The following is a 20584-nucleotide window of genomic DNA, read 5'->3' as shown; positions in this document are numbered from 1 at the left end:
CAGGTCCAGAAGCAGCGCCTGAGGCACGCCCAGGTCGGCGGTCTCGGCCAGTTCCCGGATGTCCTCGGCGATCGCCACCGGCACGGGGTGCGGTGTGTCCGCCGTGGTGGCGGGCGCCGGAAGCTCGTCCCAGCCGACGCGGAACATCCGCTCCCGGGCCGGGGAGGCGCCGGTGTCCAGCTGTTCGGTGGCCACCGGCCGGGACACCACCGATCCGACGGCGGCGACGGCCGCGCCGCCGGTGTCCGCCAGCTGAAGCGCCACCTCCTCGGGGCCGTTCGGCGTGATGCGGACGCGCAGGGCGGACGCTCCGGCGGCGTGCAGGGCGACGTCACGGTAGGCGAAGGGCAGCGCCAGCCTGGCCTGCTCGACGGCCAGGTCACGGAAGGCGATCGCGTGCATGGCCGAGTCGAGCAGCACCGGGTGCAGGCCGAAGCCGTCCGTCGAGAGCCGCTGGTCCTCGGCCAGTGCGACCTCGGCGAACACCTCCTCGCCCCGGGTCCACACCGCGCGCAGTCCCCGGAAGGCCGGTCCGTAGCCGTATCCGGCGGCCGCCATGTCCTCGTACGCCTGCGACACCCGCTCCGGGTCCACCGGGACCGCACCGGCCGGTGGCCACTGGGCGAGGCCGGTATCCGGCGGGGTGGTGACGGCGGCGGGGGCCAGGAAACCGGTGGCGTGCCGCGTCCAGGCCGCCCCCGGTGTGCTTCCCTCCGGGCGGGAGCGCACGGAGAGCGGACGCCGCCCGGCGTCGCCCGCCTCGCCACGAACACCTGCAGGCGGGCGCCGTCGCCCTCGGCCAGGGTGAGCGGTGCCTCGATGACGAGCTCTTCCACCACACCACAGCCGACCTCGTCACCGGCGCGCACCGCCAGTTCCACGAAGGCCGCCCCGGGCAGCAGCACCGTGCCCGCCGCCGCGTGGTCGGCCAGCCACGGATGCGTACGCAGCGACAGCCGGGAGGTGAACAGCACACCGCCGGACTCGGGGAATTCGGTGACCGCGCCCAGCAGGGGGTGCTGTGCCGGTTCGAGACCGAGCCCGGCCGCGTCGCCGAAGGTCTCGGTCGACTCCAGCCAGTAGTGCTGGTGTTGGAAGGCGTACGTGGGCAGATCGACCCGGCGCGGCTCCGAACCGGCGAACACCGTCGACCAGTCCACCGGCAGCCCGCCCACATGGCCCTCGGCGAGAGAGGCGAGAAACCGCCGCGCACCGCCCTCGTCGCGCCGTAGGGAGCCCACGGCCACCGCGTCGGCCCCGGCGTCCTCGAACATCTGCTGCAGGGCCGTCACCAGCACGGGATGGGCGCTGGACTCGACGAAGAAGCCGAATCCGTCGGCGAGAAGTTCGCGGACGGCGCCCTCGAAGTTCACCGGCCGGCGTGCGTTGCGGAACCAGTACTCGGCGTCCAGTTCGCCGGTGTCGAGCACACCGCCGGTGACCGTCGAATAGAACGGGATGTGTCCGCGGCGCGGGGCGATGTCGGCGAACATCGCCAGGATGCGGTCCCGCAGCGGGTCGACCTGGGCGCAGTGCGAGGCCACCGTCGAACCCACGACCTGCGCCCGGATCCCGTCGGCCTTGCACCCGGCCACGAATTCCTCCAGCGCGGCCACCTCACCCGCCACGGTCACCGCCGAGGGCCCGTTGCGTCCGGATATCACCAGCCGCTCGCCCCAGGCCGCCAGCCGCTTCTCAACGGCCTCGGCCGACAGCGCTACGGAGGCCACCGCGCCCTTGCCCACCAGTTCCTCGGCGAACAGGGCGCTGCGCAGGACCACGATCCTGGCCGCGTCCTCCAGGGACAGCGCCCCGGCCACATACGCCGCCGCGATCTCCCCTTGGCTGTGGCCGACCACCGCCGCCGGTTCGACCCCGGCCGCCGCCCACGCCGCCGCCAGGGACACATGCACCGCGAACAGCGCGGGTTGCAGAATCTCGATCCGGTCCAGGGAGGGCGCTCCGTCGGCACCCCGGATCACCTCGGTGACGGACCAGTCCAGGAGGCGGCCCAGGGCGTCGTCGCATTCGGCGAACCGGGTGGCGAACGCCGGTGAGGAGGAGAGCAGTTCGGCCGCCATGCCCTGCCACTGCGAGCCCTGGCCGGGGAAGACGAAGGCGATGTGCCCGGTGGCCGGGCCGGTACCGCGGATCACATCGGGTGCGGGGGTGTTCTGGGCCAGTGCGGTCAGACCGCGCAACGCGCCGTCCCGGTCGGCGGCCAGCACCACCCCGCGCTGCTCCAGCGCGGCGCGCCCGGAGGCCAGCGACCAGCCGAGATCCGGCAGGGCCACCGCGGGGCGTTCGTCCAGGAACGACAGCAGGCGCTGGGCCTGGGCGCGCAGTCCCGACTCGCCCCGCCCGGATACCAGAAGCGGCACCGGGGCATCGTGGCCATCGACGAACACGGGCGGCGTCGGGGAGGACGGCGCCGGATCGGTGGCGGCGGCGGTTTCGGCAGCCGAGCCAGTGGTGGGGTCGGGCTCGGTGGGCTGGGGGGCCGGGGCCTCTTCGAGGATCACATGGGCGTTGGTGCCGCTGATGCCGAAGCCCGATACGGCGGCCCGGCGCGGCCGTTCCGTCTCCGGCCACGGCTGTTCGCTGGTCAGGAGCTCCACGGCACCGGCCGACCAGTCCACCTGGGGCGTGGGCGCGTCCACATGCAGGGTGCGCGGCAGCAGGCCGTGCCGCATCGCCATCACCATCTTGATCACACCCGCGGCCCCGGCGGCCGCCTGGGTGTGGCCGATGTTCGACTTCACCGACCCCAGCCACAGCGGGCGGTCGCGATCCCGGCCATACGTGGCCAGCAGGGCCTGCGCCTCGATGGGGTCGCCCAGCGCCGTACCCGTGCCGTGCGCCTCCACCACGTCCACCTCGGCGGCCGACAACCGCGCGCTGCTCAGTGCCCGGCGGATGACACGCCGCTGTGAGGGGCCGTTGGGCGCCGTGAGGCCGTTGGACGCACCGTCCTGGTTCACCGCCGAGCCCCGCACCACCGCCAGCACCGGGTGTCCCGCGCCGACCGCGTCGGACAGGCGCTCCAGCAGAAGCACACCGGCGCCCTCGGAGAACCCGGTGCCGTCCGCCGAGGCCGCGAACGCCTTGCACCGGCCGTCGGGGGCCAGTCCGCGCTGCCGGGAGAAGCCCACGAAGGCGTCGGAGGCCGCCATCACGGTGACCCCACCGGCCAGCGCCATCGAGCACTCCCCCGCACGCAGCGCCTGCGCCGCCAGATGCAACGCCACCAGCGACGACGAACACGCCGTGTCGATCGTCACGGCGGGGCCTTCGAGGCCGAGTGCGTAGGAGACCCGTCCCGACAGCACGCTTCCCGCGCCACCGGTGAGGATGAAGCCCTCCAGCCCTTCGGGAACCTCGGCGAGACCGGCGCCGTAGTCGTGGAACGCGATACCGGAGTAGACACCGACGTCCTTGCCCCGCTTGGTGGTCGGGTCGATCCCGGCGCGCTCGAACACCTCCCAGGACAGCTCCAGCATGATCCGTTGCTGGGGGTCCATCGCCACGGCCTCCCGGGGCGAGATGCCGAAGAAGCCCGCGTCGAACTCGCCTGCGTCGTGCAGGAAACCCCCTTCCGTGGCATAGCTGGTGCCGGGGTGGTCCGGATCGGGGTGGAAGAGGTTGTCGAGGTCCCAGCCGCGGTTCACCGGAAAGCCGGAGATGCCGTCACCGCCGGTGGACACCAGCTCCCACAGCTCCTCCGGTGTGCTCACCCCGCCCGGCAACCGGCAGGCCATCCCGACGATGGCGATGGGAGCGGAGGTGGTCGCGACCGCCTTGTCGTACTCGTGCTTCAGCCGGGCGTTGTCCTTCAGCGAGGCGCGCAGGGCTTCGACGATCTGTTCACTCTGGCTGCTGCTGCTCATGGCTGCTCCCACCGCTTCGAGTGCGCGATCACAACTGGGTTCCGTCGAATGCCCGTTGGACCAGTCCGGCGATATCCATTCCATCGATCAGGTCAAGCTCTTCGTCGGCGGACGGCCGACTCCCGTTCCCCTCGGTCGCATCCGTCCTGGCCAGCGACCGCAGCGCGTCGAGCACTCCGGCCTCGCGGAACCGGCTGAACGGTACGGAGGCCAGGACGCGGCGGATCTCCTCCTCATCGGCCTCGGTGACCTCGTCGTCGCCCTGGTCTCCCAGGAGTTCGGTGCGCAGGTACTCCACCAGCGCGGCGGGCGTGGGGTAGTCGAAGACAAGGGTGGCCGGTAGCCGGGTGCCCAGAGCGGCGCCGAGGGTGTTGCGCAGGTTCACCGCCGCCAGGGAGTCGAACCCCATCTCCTGGAAGGCGCGTTGCGGTTTGACGGCCTCGACACCGCTGTGTCCCAGCGCGATGGCCGCGTTCTCGCGCACCACCTTCATCAGCGCGCGTTCCCGCTCGGCGTCGGAGCCCGCGGCCAGTTCGCGCAGGAACTCCGAGGCGGACTCGTCGGCGGCCTCGTCCGGCCGAAGGCTGTCGACGATCTCCTGAACGCCCGGCAGGTCACCGATCAGCGGGCTGGGCCGCAGCGAGGTGAACGCCGGGACGAACGCCGCCCAGTCGATGTCCGCCACCGCCGCGAGCGTGTCGTCATGGCGGACGGCGTGTGTCAGGGCCGCCATGGCCGCCTCGGGCGCCATGGGCAGCACACCACGGCGGCGCAGCTGCTCCTGGGCGGTGGCGTCGGCGGCCACACCGAAGCCGTCGATCACCCCCCAGGCCACCGAAGTGGCCACCTGCCCCCTGGCGCGACGACGCTCGATCAGGGCGTCGAGCTGTGCGTTGGCCGCGCCGATCAGTCCCTGACCGCCACCGCCCCAGACGCTGGCGACCGAGGAGAAGACCACGAACAGGTCCAGCTCCCGATCGGTCAGGAGCGTGTCGAGATGGAGCAGACCGTCGACCTTGGCCGCCAGCGTCCGAGCCAATTCGTCGGTGCTGGTGGCATCGGTCTGGGCGATCCGTGCGAGGTCGGCGGTGTGGACGACGCCGGTGAGCTCGGGATACGCGGCGGGGCCGGTGAGCAGCCGCTCGACCGCGTCCCGGTCGGTGAGCTCCACCGGGCACACCGTCACCTTGGTGCCCTGACCGCTCAGCTCGTCCCGCAGGGCGACCACATCCGGCGCCTCCGGATCCGACGCCCCCGGCTCCGTCCCGACGGTCAGCACCAGGTGTTCGGCACCGGCACCGGCCAGCCAGCGCGCGGCGTGCCGGCCGAGACCCTCCGTACCGCCGGTGACCAGGACGGTGCCACGCGGCCGCCACTCCGGCTTCGCCACGACGCTGGGCAGTGGATGGCTCCGCATCCTGCGTACGAACGCGCCCGTGGCACGGATCGCGAGCTGGTCCTCATCGCCCGGATCGGCCAGCGCGCCGAGCAGGGTCCGGGCGGCCCGGTCGTCGATCAGGTCCGGGAGGTCCACCAGCGCTCCCCATCGGTCCGGCTGCTCCAGCGCCACGGCCAGGCCGAGTCCCCACACCGCCGCCTGTTCCGGTGCGCTGAGCCGGTCGGCCGCGCCGACGCTCACCGCGCCTGTGGTGGCGCAGTACAGACGGTGGCCACAGCCCAGGTCGCCGAGCGCCTGCACCAGCGCCAAGGTGGCCGCGACCCCCTCGGTGAGCGTCGCGGAGCCGGGACGGATGCGCTGGTCGAGCGCGAGCAGGGACAGCACTCCGCCGATGTCCTCATGGTCCGCCAGCGCGCCGCGTAGCGTCTCGGCGAGGGCGACGCGGTCCGCCGATTCGGCTCCGTCGAGCCGTAGGGTCGTGGTGCGCAGACCTTGGCGATTCAGGGCCGGAACCACCTGGGCCGCGTAGTCCTCGTCCCGGCAGCCGTACGGCAGGACGACCAGCCAGGTGCCGGTGGGTACGCCGGAGGCGGCGCCGGGAAGCGGCTTCCAGATGACCTGGTAGCGCAGCCGGTCGGCCGCGGACTTCTCACCGCGCTTGCGTCGCCAGTCCGACAGCACGCCCAGCGCACCGCCCACGGCGTCCAGAGCGGCACGGTCGTCCTCGCCGTCGGCCAGGTCCAGGGCCTCGGCCACCGAGCCCAGGTCCTCACGTTCGACGGCGGCCCAGAAGCGGGCGTCGTCGGTGTCGTCGGAGGCGCCGCCGGGGCTCTGGTGAGCGCCGGGCCGGGTGTCATGGAGCCAGTAGTGCGCACGCTGGAAGGCGTACGTGGGCAGATCGGGGAGGTGAACGGGCGGAACGGCGCCGCCGAACAGGGCGCCGAAGTCGATGCGTACGCCTGCCACATGCAGTCGGGCGACGGCGGACAACAGCGCACGGACCTCGTCGCCCTCCCGCCGCAGCGACGGCACGACCACGGACTCTTCGGCCGACTCCTCCGGCAGACAGTCACCGACCACCGCGGACAACACCGCATCCGGCGCCAGCTCCAGATACGTGCTCACTCCGTAGTCGGCGAGTGCTCGCACACCGTCCGCAAACCGCACCGCCGCACGCACATGCTCCACCCAGTACTCCGGCGAACACACCACCTCCGCGTCCGCCAACCGCCCGGTCACGTTGGACACCAGAGGTATCACCGGCGCCGAGAACGACAGATCAGCGATGGCTTCCCGGAAGTCCTCCAGCATGGGCTCCATACGGGCCGAGTGGAAGGCATGCGAAACCGCCAGCCGCCTCGTGCGACACCCCTGCTCGGAGAACGTGCGCGCCACCCGCAGTACCGGCTCCTCATCGCCGGAAAGGACCACGGCCGAGGGGCCATTCACCGCCGCTATGTCCACTCCCGGCACCAGCAGCGGCCGCACTTGGTCCTCGCCCGCGCCCACCGCCACCATCGCACCGCCCTCCGGCAACGCCTCCATCAACCGACCCCGCGCCGCCACCAACACCACCGCATCCGCCAACGACAACACCCCCGCCACATACGCCGCCGCCACCTCACCCACCGAATGCCCACCCACCACATCCACCACCACACCCCACGACTCCACCAACCGGAACAACCCCACCTCCACCGCAAACAAGCCCGCCTGAGCAAACACCGTCCGCTCCAGCAACACCCCATCCCCGAACACCACATCCCGCACCGACCCCGACACACCACCCGCACCCAGCTCACGGTCCAACGCCTCACACACCACATCAAAGGCCTCCCGGAACACGGGAAAGACCTCATACAACCCACGCCCCATCCCCACCCGCTGACACCCCTGACCAGCGAACAACACCCCCAACCGACCACGCACCACCGAACCCGACACCACACCCACCACCGACTCACCCCGCACCACCGCCGCCAGCCCCGACAACGCCTCCTCCCGATCCCCCGCCACCACCACCGCACGATCCGACAACCCCGCCCGCCCACAACCCAACGCGAGGGCGAACTCGCCGAGATCCTGGTCCGGTCGCTGATCCAGGGAGGACAGCAGCCGCTGTGCCTGAGCGCGCAGCGCGCCCTCGCCTCGCGCGGACACCGGAAGAAGGGCCAGGCCACCCGGCAGCTGAGGAGCAGGTGGGGCGGGCTCAGCAACGTCCAAGGGCTGTTCCAGGATGACGTGGGCGTTGGTGCCGCTGACCCCGAACGCCGACACCCCGGCCCGACGCGGACGCCCCACCTCCGGCCACACCCGCTCCTCGGTCAACAGCTCCACCGCACCCGCCGACCAATCCACCTGCGGCGTCGGCTCATCCACATGCAACGTCCGAGGCGCGATGCCATGCCGCAACGCCAACACCATCTTGATCACACTAGCCACACCCGCAGCCGCCTGCGCATGACCAATATTCGACTTCAACGACCCCATGAGCAGCGGCCGCTCACGATCCTGGCCATACGTGGCCAACACCGCCTGCGCCTCAATCGGATCACCCAACGGCGTACCCGTCCCATGGGCCTCGACCGCATCCACATCCGCCGCCACCAACCCGGCAACCGCCAACGCACGCCGAATCACCCGCTGCTGCGACGGACCATTCGGCGCCGTCAACCCATTCGACGCACCATCCTGATTCACCGCCGAACCCCGCACCACCGCCAACACCCGATGCCCAAGACGCTCCGCATCAGACAACCGCTCCACCAGCACCACGCCCGCGCCCTCGGCCCACCCCGTACCATCCGCCGACGCCGCGAACGACTTGCACCGCCCATCGGCAGCAAGCCCGCGCTGACGGGAGAACTCCACGAAGGCCTCCGGCCCGGCCATCACCGTCACCCCACCGGCCAGCGCCATCGAGCACTCCCCCGACCGCAACGCCTGCGCCGCCAGATGCAACGCCACCAACGACGACGAACACGCCGTATCCACCGTCACCGCAGGGCCCTCGAACCCCAGCACATACGACACCCGACCCGACAGCACACTGCCCGCGCCGCCGGTCATGAGGTAGCCCTCGGAGCCGTCGGGAGCCGTGTCGAGGCGGCTGGCGTAGTCGTGGTTGACCATTCCGGCGAAGACACCGATGTCATGGCCGCGGAGCGAGGCCGGGTCGATCCCGGCCCGTTCCAATGCCTCCCACGACGTCTCCAGCAGCAACCGCTGCTGCGGATCCATCGCCAACGCCTCACGCGGCGAGATCCCGAAGAAATCCGCGTCGAACTCCCCCGCGTCATAGAGGAAACCGCCCCGCCGCGCATAGCTCGTCCCCGCGTGATCCGGATCCGGGTCGAACAGGTTCTCCAGATCCCAGCCGCGGTCCGCGGGGAAATCGCCGATGCCCTCGCCCTGGGCCGTAACCAGTTCCCACAGGTCCTCCGGCGAGGCCACGCCGCCCGGCAACCGGCACGCCATCCCCACGATCGCGATCGGCTCCGTGGGATCGCCTGCCGCCCGTGCCGATCCGGTCGGGCCGGTGTCCCGTCCGAGAAGCCGGGCGTGCAGGAACGACGCGAGCGCGGCCGGTGTCGGATAGTCGAAGGCGAGCGTGGTCGGCAGCTCGGCGCCGGTCAGCTCCCGCAGGCGGTTGCGGAGCCGGACCACGTTCAGGGAGTCGAAGCCGAGGTCCTGGAAGGCCCGTTCGCCGTCGATCGCCGACGCGTGGTCATGCCCCAGCACCGCGGCCGCACTGCTCAGCACCACATCCATGACCAGCCGGCGGCTCTCGGCCTCCGTGCCGGCCATCAGTCGCTCGGCGAAGTCCGTGCCGCCGCCCGGGAGCGCTGCCGCATCCGGCGGCAACCGACGTGCGGAATCCAGCTCGCCCGCCGTAGTGGCGTCCGATACGGGGGCGTCGGGCCAGTACCGCCGGTGCTGGAAGGCGTAGGTCGGCAGGTCGACCCTGCGCCGCGAGGACCCCGAGAACAGCGCGGTCCAGTCGACCGGGACGCCACGGACGTGCAGCCGGGCGAGCGCGGCCACGGCGGCGACCGGCTCGGCCTCTTCGCCGTGCAACGTGGCCACGAACATGGCCGGGTCGGCACCGTCGCCCAGCGCTTCCTGCGCCATGGCGGTGAGGACGCCATCGGGGCCCAGTTCCAGGAAGGTCGTGATGTCCCCGTCGTTGAGCGTGCTGACGCCGTCGAGGAACCGGACCGTCCTGCGGGCGTGTTCGACCCAGTAGTCCGGGGAGCACAGTTGGTCGGGGGTGGCCCATTCGCCGGTGACGTTGGAGACGATGGGCACCGTCGGAGGCGCGTACGACAGCCCGGTGGCGACGGCGCGGAACGCCTCCAGCACGCCGTCCATATGCGCGGAGTGGAAGGCATGGCTGACCCGCAGCCGCTTGGTCCGGTACCCCTCGGCGGCGCATGTCCGCTCGACGGCCACCACGGCGTCCCGGTCGCCGGAGACGACGACGGAGGCAGGTCCGTTGACCGCGGCGATGTCCACGGCGCCCGGTTCATCGGCCAGCAGAGACCGCACCACGGACTCGGGAGCGTTGAGCGCGACCATTACGCCACCGGGCAGGTCCTGCATCAGCCGCCCGCGCGCGGCCAGCAGCGCGGCGGCGTCCTCGAGGGACAGCACGCCCGCCACATGGGCCGCGGTCAGCTCGCCCACGGAGTGGCCGGCGAGGGCGTCGGGGCGCACTCCCCAGGATGCGTACAGCCGGAACAGCGCGGTCTCCAGTGCGAACAGCCCCGCCTGGGCGTACACCGTCCGGTCGAGCAATTCCGCTTCGGGGGATCCGGGCTCGGCGAACACGACGTCCCGGACGGGGTGCGCGACATGCCCGGCGTCGACCAGATGCCGGTCCAGTTGCCCGCAGACCGCGTCGAAGGCATCGCGGAACACGGGACAGCGCGCATGCAGTTCCCGGCCCATGCCCACGTACTGGCTGCCCTGCCCGGTGAACAGCACCGCGAGCCTGCCGGGGCTCGGCACACCTCGCGCGATGGGGCCATCGCTCGGCCCCGTGATGGCGTCCAGCCCGCTCAGCAACTCCGCACGCCCCACGCCCACGACCACGGCCCGGTGGTCGAACGCTGCTCGTGTGGTGATGAGCGAGTGGGCGATGTCGCCCGGGTCGAGTTCCGGGTGCCTGCGGGCGAATTCCGCGAGCCGGGCCGCTTGGCCGAACAGCCCGTCGGCGGTCCTGGCCGAGATCACCCACGGTATGGCGGGGATCGCGTCCGGGTCCGCCGCGGCGGGCTCGGTGGGGGTGGCGGTGGCAGGCGCCTGCTCGACGATCACATGGGCGTTGGTGCCGCTGACGCCGAAGGCCGACACACCGGCCCGGCGCGGGCGTTCCGCTGCCTCCGGCCAGGGCCGTTCCTCGGTCAGCAGTTCCACCGAACCCGCCGACCAGTCCACCTCCGGGGTGGGGGCGTCGACGTGCAGCGTGCGCGGCAGAACACCGTGCCGCATCGCCATGACCGTCTTGATCACACCGGCCACGCCCGCGGCGGCTTGGGCATGACCGATGTTGGACTTCACCGAGCCCAGCCACAGCGGCCGGTCGCGGTCCTGTCCGTAGGTGGCGAGAATGGCCTGCGCCTCGATGGGATCGCCCAGCGCCGTCCCCGTGCCATGCGCCTCGACCAGATCCACGTCCGCGGCCGAAACGCCCGCTCCGGCCAGTGCCTGCCGGATGACGCGCTGCTGCGACGGACCGTTCGGCGCCGTCAGACCGTTAGACGCACCGTCCTGGTTCACCGCGCTGCCCCGCACCACTGCCAGCACCTGGTGGCCGTTCCGCTCCGCGTCCGACAGCCGCTCCAGCAGCAGCACACCCACGCCCTCGGCCCACCCCGTGCCATCGGCCGAGGCGGCGAAGGGCTTGCACCGGCCGTCGACCGACAGTCCGCGCTGGCGGGAGAAGTCCACGAAGGCGTCGGGCCCGGCCATCACCGTCACCCCACCGGCCAGCGCCATCGAGCACTCCCCCGACCGCAATGCCTGCGCCGCCAGATGCAACGCCACCAACGACGACGAACACGCCGTGTCCACCGTCACCGCGGGACCCTCCAGGCCCAGGGTGTAGGCCACCCGCCCGGACAGGACGGCCGCGGAGACGCCGGTGATCCGGTGCCCCTCGACCTCGTCCGGAACGTGGCGCAGGCGGATCGCGTAGTCCTGGGTGTTCATCCCGGTGAACACGCCGATGGCGCTGCCGCCCACCGTGGTCGGGTCGATCCCGGCCCGCTCGAACACCTCCCATGAGGTCTCCAGCAGCAGTCGCTGCTGCGGATCCATCGCCAGCGCCTCACGCGGCGAAATCCCGAAGAACTCGGCGTCGAACCCGGCGGCATCGGGCAGGAAGGCGCCATGCCGGACGTAGGAGGTGCCAGGGTGATCCGGGTCGCGGTCGTAGAGCGACGACAGATCCCAGCCACGGTCGTCCGGGAAGTCCCCGACGGCGTCACCGCCCTCGTTGATCAGGCGCCAGAAGTCCTCGGGGCTGTGCACCCCGCCCGGAAAGCGGCAGCTCATCGCCACGATGGCGATGCCCTCGTCCGACGCCTTGTCCGCGGGTGCCGCGGCTACGGGGGTGCTCGGCGAGCCCAGCAGTTCGGTGTGCAGATGCCTGGTGAGGGCCCGCGGGCTGGGGTGATCGTAGAGCAGAGTCGAGGGAAGCCGGAGCCCGGTGGCCACGTTGAGCCGGTTGCGCAGTTCCACGGATGTCAGCGAGTCGAAGCCCAGATCCCGGAAGGCCCGCACGGCGGCGAGACCGTCCGCCGAGGAGTGCCCGAGCACCTGGGCGGCATGGCGTGTGACCAGGTCCAGCAGCATCTGCTCCCGTTCGGCCGGGTCCGCCGACTCCAGCCGTCGTACGAGGTCGGTCTGCGGCAGTTCCGTACGGCGCACGATCCGGCGGCCCGGTGGCACCAGCTTGTGCAGCAGAGGGACGACCGGGGTGGTGGCCGCGTGGACGCGCAGGCCCGCGAGGTCCAACCGGGCCGCCACCAGCGCGGGCGCGGCGCTGCGCAGACCGGCGTCGAACAGCGCCAGACCGGTCTGCTCCGCCAGGGCGGTCATGCCGAAGCGCCGGGTGTGCTGGCGCAGATCAGCCGCGGTGAGATGTGCGGTCATCTCGCTGCTCAGCGCCCAGTGGCCCCAGGCGAGCGCGGTGGCCGGGAGCCCTGCCGCCCTGCGCTGCTGAGCCAGTGCGTCCAGGAAGGCGTTGGCCGCCGCGTAGTTGGCCTGTCCGGGGTTGCCGAAGACGCCCGCGGCCGAGGAGAACACCACGAACGCCGCAAGGTCCAGGTCGCGCGTCAGCTCGTGCAGGATGACGGCGGCGTCCGCCTTGGGGCGGAGGACGGTGTCCAGTCGTTCGGGTGTCATGGCGGTGACCACGCCGTCGTCCAGGACCCCGGCAGTGTGGACGACCGCCGTCAGGGGAGCATCGGCGGGAATCGAGGCCAGCAGCTCCGCAACCGCGGTCCGGTCGCCGATGTCGCAGGCCACGGTACGTACGGACGCACCCAGCGCGCCCAGTTCGGACTCCAGCTCCGCCACGCCCTCGGCGGCACCGCCACGGCGACTGACCAGCAGGAGGTTGCGTACGCCGTGCTCGGCCACGAGGTGCCGGGCGAAGAGCCGACCCAGTGCACCCGTGCCACCGGTGACGAGAACCGTACCCGCCGGGTCCAGCGGCCCCCGTGGCTCTTCCTCATCCGGTGTCGCGCGCACGAGCCTCGGTACGGATGCCGCCCCGGCGGTGATGGCGATCTGCGGTTCGCCGGTGGCCAGTGCGGCGGGCAGCAGCGCGCCGGAGGCGGCGTCCTCGTCCATCGCCACCAGGACCAGCCGGTCCGGGGCCTCCGACTGTGCCGAGCGCACGAGCCCCCAGACCGCCGCGCAGATCGGGTCGGTGGCCTCGCGTGTGACGATGACCAGCCGCGCATCGGTCTCCGGGGCGGCCAGCCACGCCTGGACCCACTCCAGCGCCTGCGAGGTCAGCGCCCGGAGGCCGTGCGTGGTGTCCGCCAAGTCCACACAGACGAAGGGCGGTACGTTCCCCTGGGCGGCGAGCGTCGTCAATTCGGCCGGGCTCGTGACCGTCAGTGTCATCGTCGCCGTCACCGGATCCGAGGTGGCCAGGGCGGATGCGGCCGACGCGACCGGAAGGGGGCACCACTGCACCTGGAACAGCGCGTCCTGCGGATCCGTCCCCGCCCCCGACACCAACCCGTCGGCGGGGAGCGGCCGCCACATCACCGAGCCCACGGACCCGACCGCCCGACCTGCGGAGTCCGCCAGCTCCAGCGCCACACCCCCCTGACCGTCCGGGCTGATACGCGCACGCAGCGCGGTCGCCCCGGTCGCGGATAGCGACACCGCACGGTAGGCGACGGGCAACGCCGATGCCTCGCCGTGAGTGTCGGCGTGTGTGTCGGCGTGTGTATCGACGTGGCAGACGGCTTCCAGCAGTGCGGGGTGCAGTGTGCAGCGCTCCGCTTCCTCGTACTGGTCGTCGGCCAGTTCCACCTCGACGAAGGTGTCGGTACCACGGGTCCACGCCGAGCGCAGAACACGGAAGGCCGGGCCTATGCCACGTCCGCCCTGTGCCAGGTCGTCGTACACCTGGTCCACATCGATGGGGGTGGCTCCGGCCGGCGGCCACAGTGCGAGGTCGATATCGGGTGCGGTGGTGGCCTCGGCGAGGGTGCCCGTGGCGTGTCGGGTCCAGTCCGTCCCGTCCGACCCGTCGCCCTGCCGCCGGGAGTGCACGGTGAGGCGGCGTCGGCCGGAGTCATCAGCCCCACCGACAACCACCTGAAGCTGCACACTCATGCTCTCCGCCAGCACGAGCGGGGCCTCGATCAGCAATGCGTCAACGACACCGCAACCGACCTCGTCACCGGCACGTACCGCCAGCTCCACAAAGGCCGATCCAGGGAGGACGACCGCACCGGCCACCCTGTGGTCGGCCAGCCATGGGTGAGTGCTCAGCGACAGTCGGGAGGTGAACAACACCCCGTCTGTGTCGGGCAGTTCCACCCATGCGCCCAGCAGGGGGTGCTGAGCACCGGCGAGGCCGACGGCGGTCGCCTCACCGGACCGGTGGCCACTCTTGAGCCAGTAGTGCTGGTGCTGGAAGGCGTAGGTGGGGAGATCCAACGCGGCATGCGCCGGGACGCCGCCGAGCAGCGCGGTCCAGTCGACGGGAACACCGCGTACATACGCCTCGGCCAGGGACGTGAGCACGCGACGCATGCCACCCTCATCCCGCCGGAGTGTCCCGGTCACCACGACCGGCCCGGCATCCGCTCGCTCGGCCGCCGCCTCGATGCTCATCGTCAGCACCGGATGCGCGCTCACCTCAACAAACGCCGCAAAGCCCTCCTCGATCAATTGGTTGATCGACGGCGCGAACCGCACCGTACTCCGCAGATTCCGATACCAGTACCCGGCATCCAACTCCGCCGTATCCACCCACCCCGCCTCCACCGTCGAGAAAAACGGGATACGCGACGACACCGGCCGCACCTGCGCCAACGACCGGGCCAACTCCTCCTCCACCGCCTCCACCTGCGACGTATGCGAGGCGTAATCCACATCCACCCACCGCGCCCGCACCCCCGCACCCTCGCACTCCTCCACCAGCTCACGGAGCGCCTCCACCTCACCCGCCACCACCACCGACGACGGCCCATTCACCGCCGCCACCTCCACCCGACCCGACCAACGGGACACCAATGACTCCACCTCCGCCACCCCCACGGCCAGCGACACCATCCCGCCCCGGCCCGAGAGCCCCGCCGCGATCGCCCGACTCCGCAACACCACCACCCGCGCCGCATCCTCCAACGACAACCCACCCGCCACACACGCCGCCGCAATCTCACCCTGCGAATGACCCACCACCGCGGACGGCTCCACCCCAAACCACCGCCACACCCGCGCCAACGCCACCATCACCGCAAACGACACCGGCTGCACCACATCCACCCGATCCAACGACACCCCACCCCCCACACCCCGCACCACATCCACCAACGACCACCCCGTCAACGGATCCAACACCCCCGCACACTCCCCCAACCCCTCCGCGAACACCCCACACGACTCCAACAACCCAGCCCCCATACCCACCCACTGCGCACCCTGACCAGGAAAAACAAACACCACCCGACCCCGAACATCCGCCGCGCCTGCCCCGCCGCCCTCCGCAACCGCTGCCAGCCCCGCCAACGCCTCAGCCCGATCCCCAGCCACCACCACCGCACGATTCGACAACGTTGCCCGACCGGACGTCAGCGCCGCTCCCAGCTCCACCACACCCACATCCGGCTGGCCCTCGGCGAAGTCCAGCAACCGCCGCGCCTGCGCCCGCAACCCCGCATCGCCACGCCCCGACACCACCAACGGCACCACACCACCCGGCACCTCCGGCATCGGAACATTATCCCCCGGCCAGTCCGGAGCCTGCTCCAAAATCACATGCGCATTCGTCCCACTCACCCCGAACCCCGACACCCCGGCCCGACGCGGACGCCCCACCTCCGGCCACACCCGCTCCTCGGCCAACAACTCCACCGCACCCGCCGACCAATCCACCTGCGGCGACGGCTCATCCACATGCAACGTCCTCGGCAACACCCCATACCGCAACGCCAACACCATCTTGATCACACCAGCCACACCCGCAGCCGCCTGCGCATGACCAACATTCGACTTCAACGACCCCAACCACAACGGACGCCCCTCAGGCCGACCCTGGCCATACGTGGCCAACACCGCCTGCGCCTCAATCGGATCACCCAACGGCGTACCCGTCCCATGGGCCTCCACCACATCCACATCCGCCGCCACCAACCCGGCGACCGCCAACGCACGCCGAATCACCCGCTGCTGCGACGGACCATTCGGCGCCGTCAACCCATTCGACGCACCATCCTGATTCACCGCACTGCCCCGCACCACCGCCAACACCCGATGCCCAAGACGCTCCGCATCAGACAACCGCTCCACCAGCACCACGCCCGCGCCCTCGGACCACCCCGTACCATCCGCCGACGCCGCGAACGACTTGCACCGCCCATCGGCAGCAAGCCCGCGCTGACGGGAGAACTCCACGAAGGCGTCCGGCCCGGCCATCACCGTCACCCCACCGGCCAGCGCCATCGAGCACTCACCCGACCGCAACGCCTGCGCCGCCAAATGCAACGCCACCAACGACGACGAACACGCCGTATCCACCGTCACCGCAGGACCCTCGAACCCCAGCACATACGACACCCGACCCGACACCACGCTCGCCGAGGTGCCGGTCATCAGGTGGCCTTCCAGACCGGCCGGTGTGTCCGCTGCTTCGGTGGGGCCGACTCCGTAGTTCTGATGCATCATCCCAGCGAAGACGCCCACGTCCTGGCCCCGCAACGAGCCAGGATCGATTCCGGCCCGCTCCAATGCCTCCCACGACGTCTCCAGCAGCAACCGCTGTTGCGGATCCATCGCCAACGCCTCACGCGGCGAGATCCCGAAGAAATCCGCGTCGAACTCCCCCGCGTCATAGAGGAAACCGCCCCGCCGCGCATAGCTCGTCCCCGCGTGATCCGGATCCGGGTCGAAGAGGTTCTCCAGATCCCACCCCCGATCCGCCGGGAATTCCCCGATACCCTCGCCCCCTGCCAGAACCAGCTCCCACAACTCCTCCGGCGAACCGACCCCACCCGGCAACCGGCACGCCATCCCCACAATCGCGATGGGCTCGTCGCCCGCGCCAGAGCCCGCGACCACGGCCGATCCAGGAGCCGGAACCGGAATGGCAGCAACCGGCGGCCCCGATGCCACTGCCGTACCGCCGCCGAGCAGCTCGCGCCGCAGCATGCTCCCCAACGCCAGCGGTGTGGGGTGGTCGAAGGCGGAGGTGGCGGGCAGGCGGAGCCCGGTGTCCTCGCTCAGCCGGTTGCGCAGCTCCACCACGGTGATCGAGGTCAGGCCCAGGTCGGTGAAGGCTCGCTCGGGCTCGACGGCCTGCTTGTCGGCGAGGCCCAGCAGGTCGGCGAGGTGTCCGCGGACGAGATCGGTGAGCAGCCGGTCCCGGTCGGCTTCGTGCGCATCCGTCAGCCGCTCCCGAAGGGCGATCGCGACGGCCTCGTCCACGGTGGCGGTACGGGCCGGCACGTCGATCAGGTCCTGCAACAGCGGGGAGGACGCCCCGGTGGGTACGGCCGTCGAGTCGAGTTTCATCGCGACGAGTTGGGCCTGGTCCACGGCCAGGGCGGCGTCCAGCGCGGCGAGCGCCTGCTGCGGGCTCAGGGCACCGGTCGTCTCGTCGGTCTCCCCCTCCCACGGCCCCCAGGCGATGGACTGGGCGGGTACCCCCCGCATACGCAGATGCTGGGCGTAGGCATCCAGGAAGGCGGCGGAGGCTGCCTCGGTGGTCTCCCCTGCCGCGCCCAGCAGCCCCTTGGTCGAGGAGGACAGTACGAACGCGGTGAGATCTGCGTTCCGGGTGAGCTCGTGCAGCGTTCTGGCCTCGGCGGCCACTCGCGCGTCGGACGGCTCGTCCACGGCCTCCCAGGCGTGTACGACCACACTCAAGGGGCTGCCCGCCTTGGCCAGCGCGCGCCTCAGTTTCGTGCGGTTGTCCAGGTCGCATTCGACGAGCCGCACATCGGCCCCGGCGTCGGTGAGCTGGGCGCAGAGCTCGGCGGCCCGGCCGCCCTGCCCTGGCGGGGCGATCAGCAGCAGTCGGCGGACGCCGTAACCGGCCACCAGATGCCGAGCGATGGCGGCGCCACGCCGGGTGTCCACTCCGGTGACGACCGCGGTGCCGAGCGGGTCGAAGGCCACGGAGGTGTCCCGCTCGGTGTCCATCCCCAAACCCAGACCCACGCTCACATCCGGCCCCATGCCCAAGCCCAGGTCCAGCGCCACGCGTTCGAGCCTTGGCAGCAGCACCACGCCCGAGCGCACCGCGCTCTGTGGCTCGCCCGAGGCCACCGTCGCCACCAGAGCGGAGACAGACGCCTCGTCATCCGGCTCGTCGAGGTCGACGATGGCGATACGGCCGGGATGAGCGGCCTGCACGGACCGCACGAGCCCCCACAGCGCGGCCTGTTCCGGATTCCGCACGTCTTCGCCCGTGGTGGTGGCCACGGCGCTGTGGGTCAGCACCACCAGCACCGCATCGGACAGTTCGGCGGCGGCCAGCCACGTCTCGACTTCCCTCAGAACCACATCGGTCGCGGTGGCGCGCCCATAGCCCTGAGCAGTGGCGTCGGCCCCGGTATCCACGGGAGCCGGTAGCAGGGCCACGGCGGGCAAGGGGCTGCTTGCTCCCGCCACCGCCGCCCTCAGCCCATCCGTGTCGATGTGCCCGACCGGCTCGGTGCCGGTGGCCCGCAACAGGCCGACGAGCCCGGTATCCGGCTGTCCGAGCAGGGCCCAATGGCCGGGCCGGGGCTGAGGGGCGGTCGGCTGGGGGATCCAGTTCGTGCGGAAGAGCGCGTCGTGGTAGGTGTTGCCGACCGCGCGCAGCCGTGCCGGGCCGTCCAGCAGCCGGTGCCGGGTGACCTTACCGGTCGCGGTGCGCGGGATCCGCGCGATCTCGTACAGCTCCTCGGGGACCTTGAAGTACGACAGCCTCTCCCGGCACAGGGCGAGCGCCTGGGCCGGGTCGAAGCCACCAGGCGCCGGGACGATGAAGGCCACGGGGACTTCACCGAACACCTCGTGCGGCTTGCCGACCACGGCGACGTCGGCCACACCGGGCGTCATCCGCAGGACGTCCTCCACCTCGACGGGGTGGATGTTCTCCCCGGCGCGGATGATGAGTTCCTTGAGCCGCCCGGTGACCGTCAGATAGCCGTCCCGGTCGCGGCGGGCGAGGTCGCCGGTGTGGAACCAGCCGTCCCGCAGCGCCTCGGCGGTGGTTTCGGGCTGGTTGTGGTAGCCCGCCATGATGTTCGGGCCGCGGACCCACACCTCGCCCTCGGTCCCGTCGGGCACGTCCAGGCCGGTGCGGTGGTCGACCACCCGCAGGGCGAGGCCGGGGACGGGGAGTCCGCAGGAGCCCTCGACCCGGGCCCCGGTCGGCCAGTTGATGGCGATCGAGCCTGACGTCTCGGTGCTGCCGTACGCGTCGATGAGCGGGGCCCCGAAGGCGTCCTCGACCGAGCGCCGCAGCGCCGCGGTGGTCACGGCGCCGCCGACCAGGCCCACCCGCAGTTCCGGGGCGGTGAACCCGGGCGCCTTGGAGGCGCGAACGAGGAAGTGGTACAGCGTGGGGACACCGGCGATGACCGTGGAGCGCTCCTGCCCCCACTGCTCCAGCACATCCTCGGCGGAGTGTCCGTCGGTGATCCGGGCGGTTGCTCCGACAGCCGTCACGGCCAGCACGCACACGATGTGGGAGAGGCTGTGGAACAGGGGCAACGGCCAGAGCACACGGTCCTCGGCGGTGAGGCCGAGCGCGGGTACGTACGACGCGGCCACCGACCAGAGGCAGTTGCGCTGGGTGGCCAGCACTCCCTTGGGCTTGTTGGTGGTTCCGGAGGTGAAGAGCATCCAGGCGATGTCGTCGAGCCCGTGGTCGTCGCGGGCCGGTGTGCCCGGCTCGGTGGTGGCGAACCGCTCGTAGGACAGACAGCCCGGCGGGACCGGATCCTCCCCCACGACCAGCACGGTCGGCGGGCTCGTCCCGGGTGGCAACCGGCGCAGCAGCGGCAGGTGGGCGGTGTCGGTGATGACGACCTGGCTGCCGCCGGCGGAGAGCAGATGCTCCAATTCGGCCTGGGAGACATGCGGATTGACCGGGACGCCGATGCCACCGGCGCGGACGACGGCGAAGTAGCTCTCCACCATCTCGACGCGATTGCCGAGGTACATGGCCACGCGGTCACCCGGCAGCAGACTCAGCCCGGCCAGATGGCCGGCGAGCCGACGGGTGCGCACCTCCAGTTCGCGGTAACTGATGGCGCGACGGGCGTCGATGTAGGCGGTCTTGTCGCCGTAGCGGCGGCTCTGCTCGGTGAGGAGGTCCTGGATCGGGCGGATCAGTTCGGTGCGCAGCATGCACCTCTCCCCTCCCTGCGGTCAGGGTTGCAGGTGATGCGTCAGCGGCTTCACCCACTCCAGCTTCACACCGGAAAACTAGAAGAATCCCCTGATTCACCCCCCTCATCCCCCCTTACTTGGTGATCGCCAAGCCCCCCTTATCCGTGGTCGGTTGGGCCTCTCTCCGTAGTCCGCGCGGCGCCCGCTGATAGGTTCACCGCAC

1 protein-coding gene and 1 pseudogene are annotated in these 20584 nt (G+C 71.3%); both read right to left on the bottom strand.

Annotated elements, in window-relative coordinates; all coding sequences use genetic code 11:
* Window positions 1-2 precede the first annotated feature (2 nt).
* A pseudogene (locus tag BLV72_RS50765) lies at window positions 3-3887 on the bottom strand (type I polyketide synthase); the annotation flags it as partial.
* A 28-nt stretch (window positions 3888-3915) separates the two neighbouring features.
* Window positions 3916-20379: a type I polyketide synthase gene (locus BLV72_RS43085; RefSeq protein ID WP_093469292.1), complete on the bottom strand. Its 16464-nt coding sequence runs from the start codon at window positions 20377-20379 to the stop codon at window positions 3916-3918.
* Between the last annotated feature and the right edge of the window lie 205 nt (window positions 20380-20584).

The organism is Streptomyces melanosporofaciens (genome assembly GCF_900105695.1).
In the GTDB taxonomy this organism is placed as follows: domain Bacteria; phylum Actinomycetota; class Actinomycetes; order Streptomycetales; family Streptomycetaceae; genus Streptomyces; species Streptomyces antimycoticus.
This window is presented reverse-complemented; position numbering and strand designations above follow the sequence as displayed.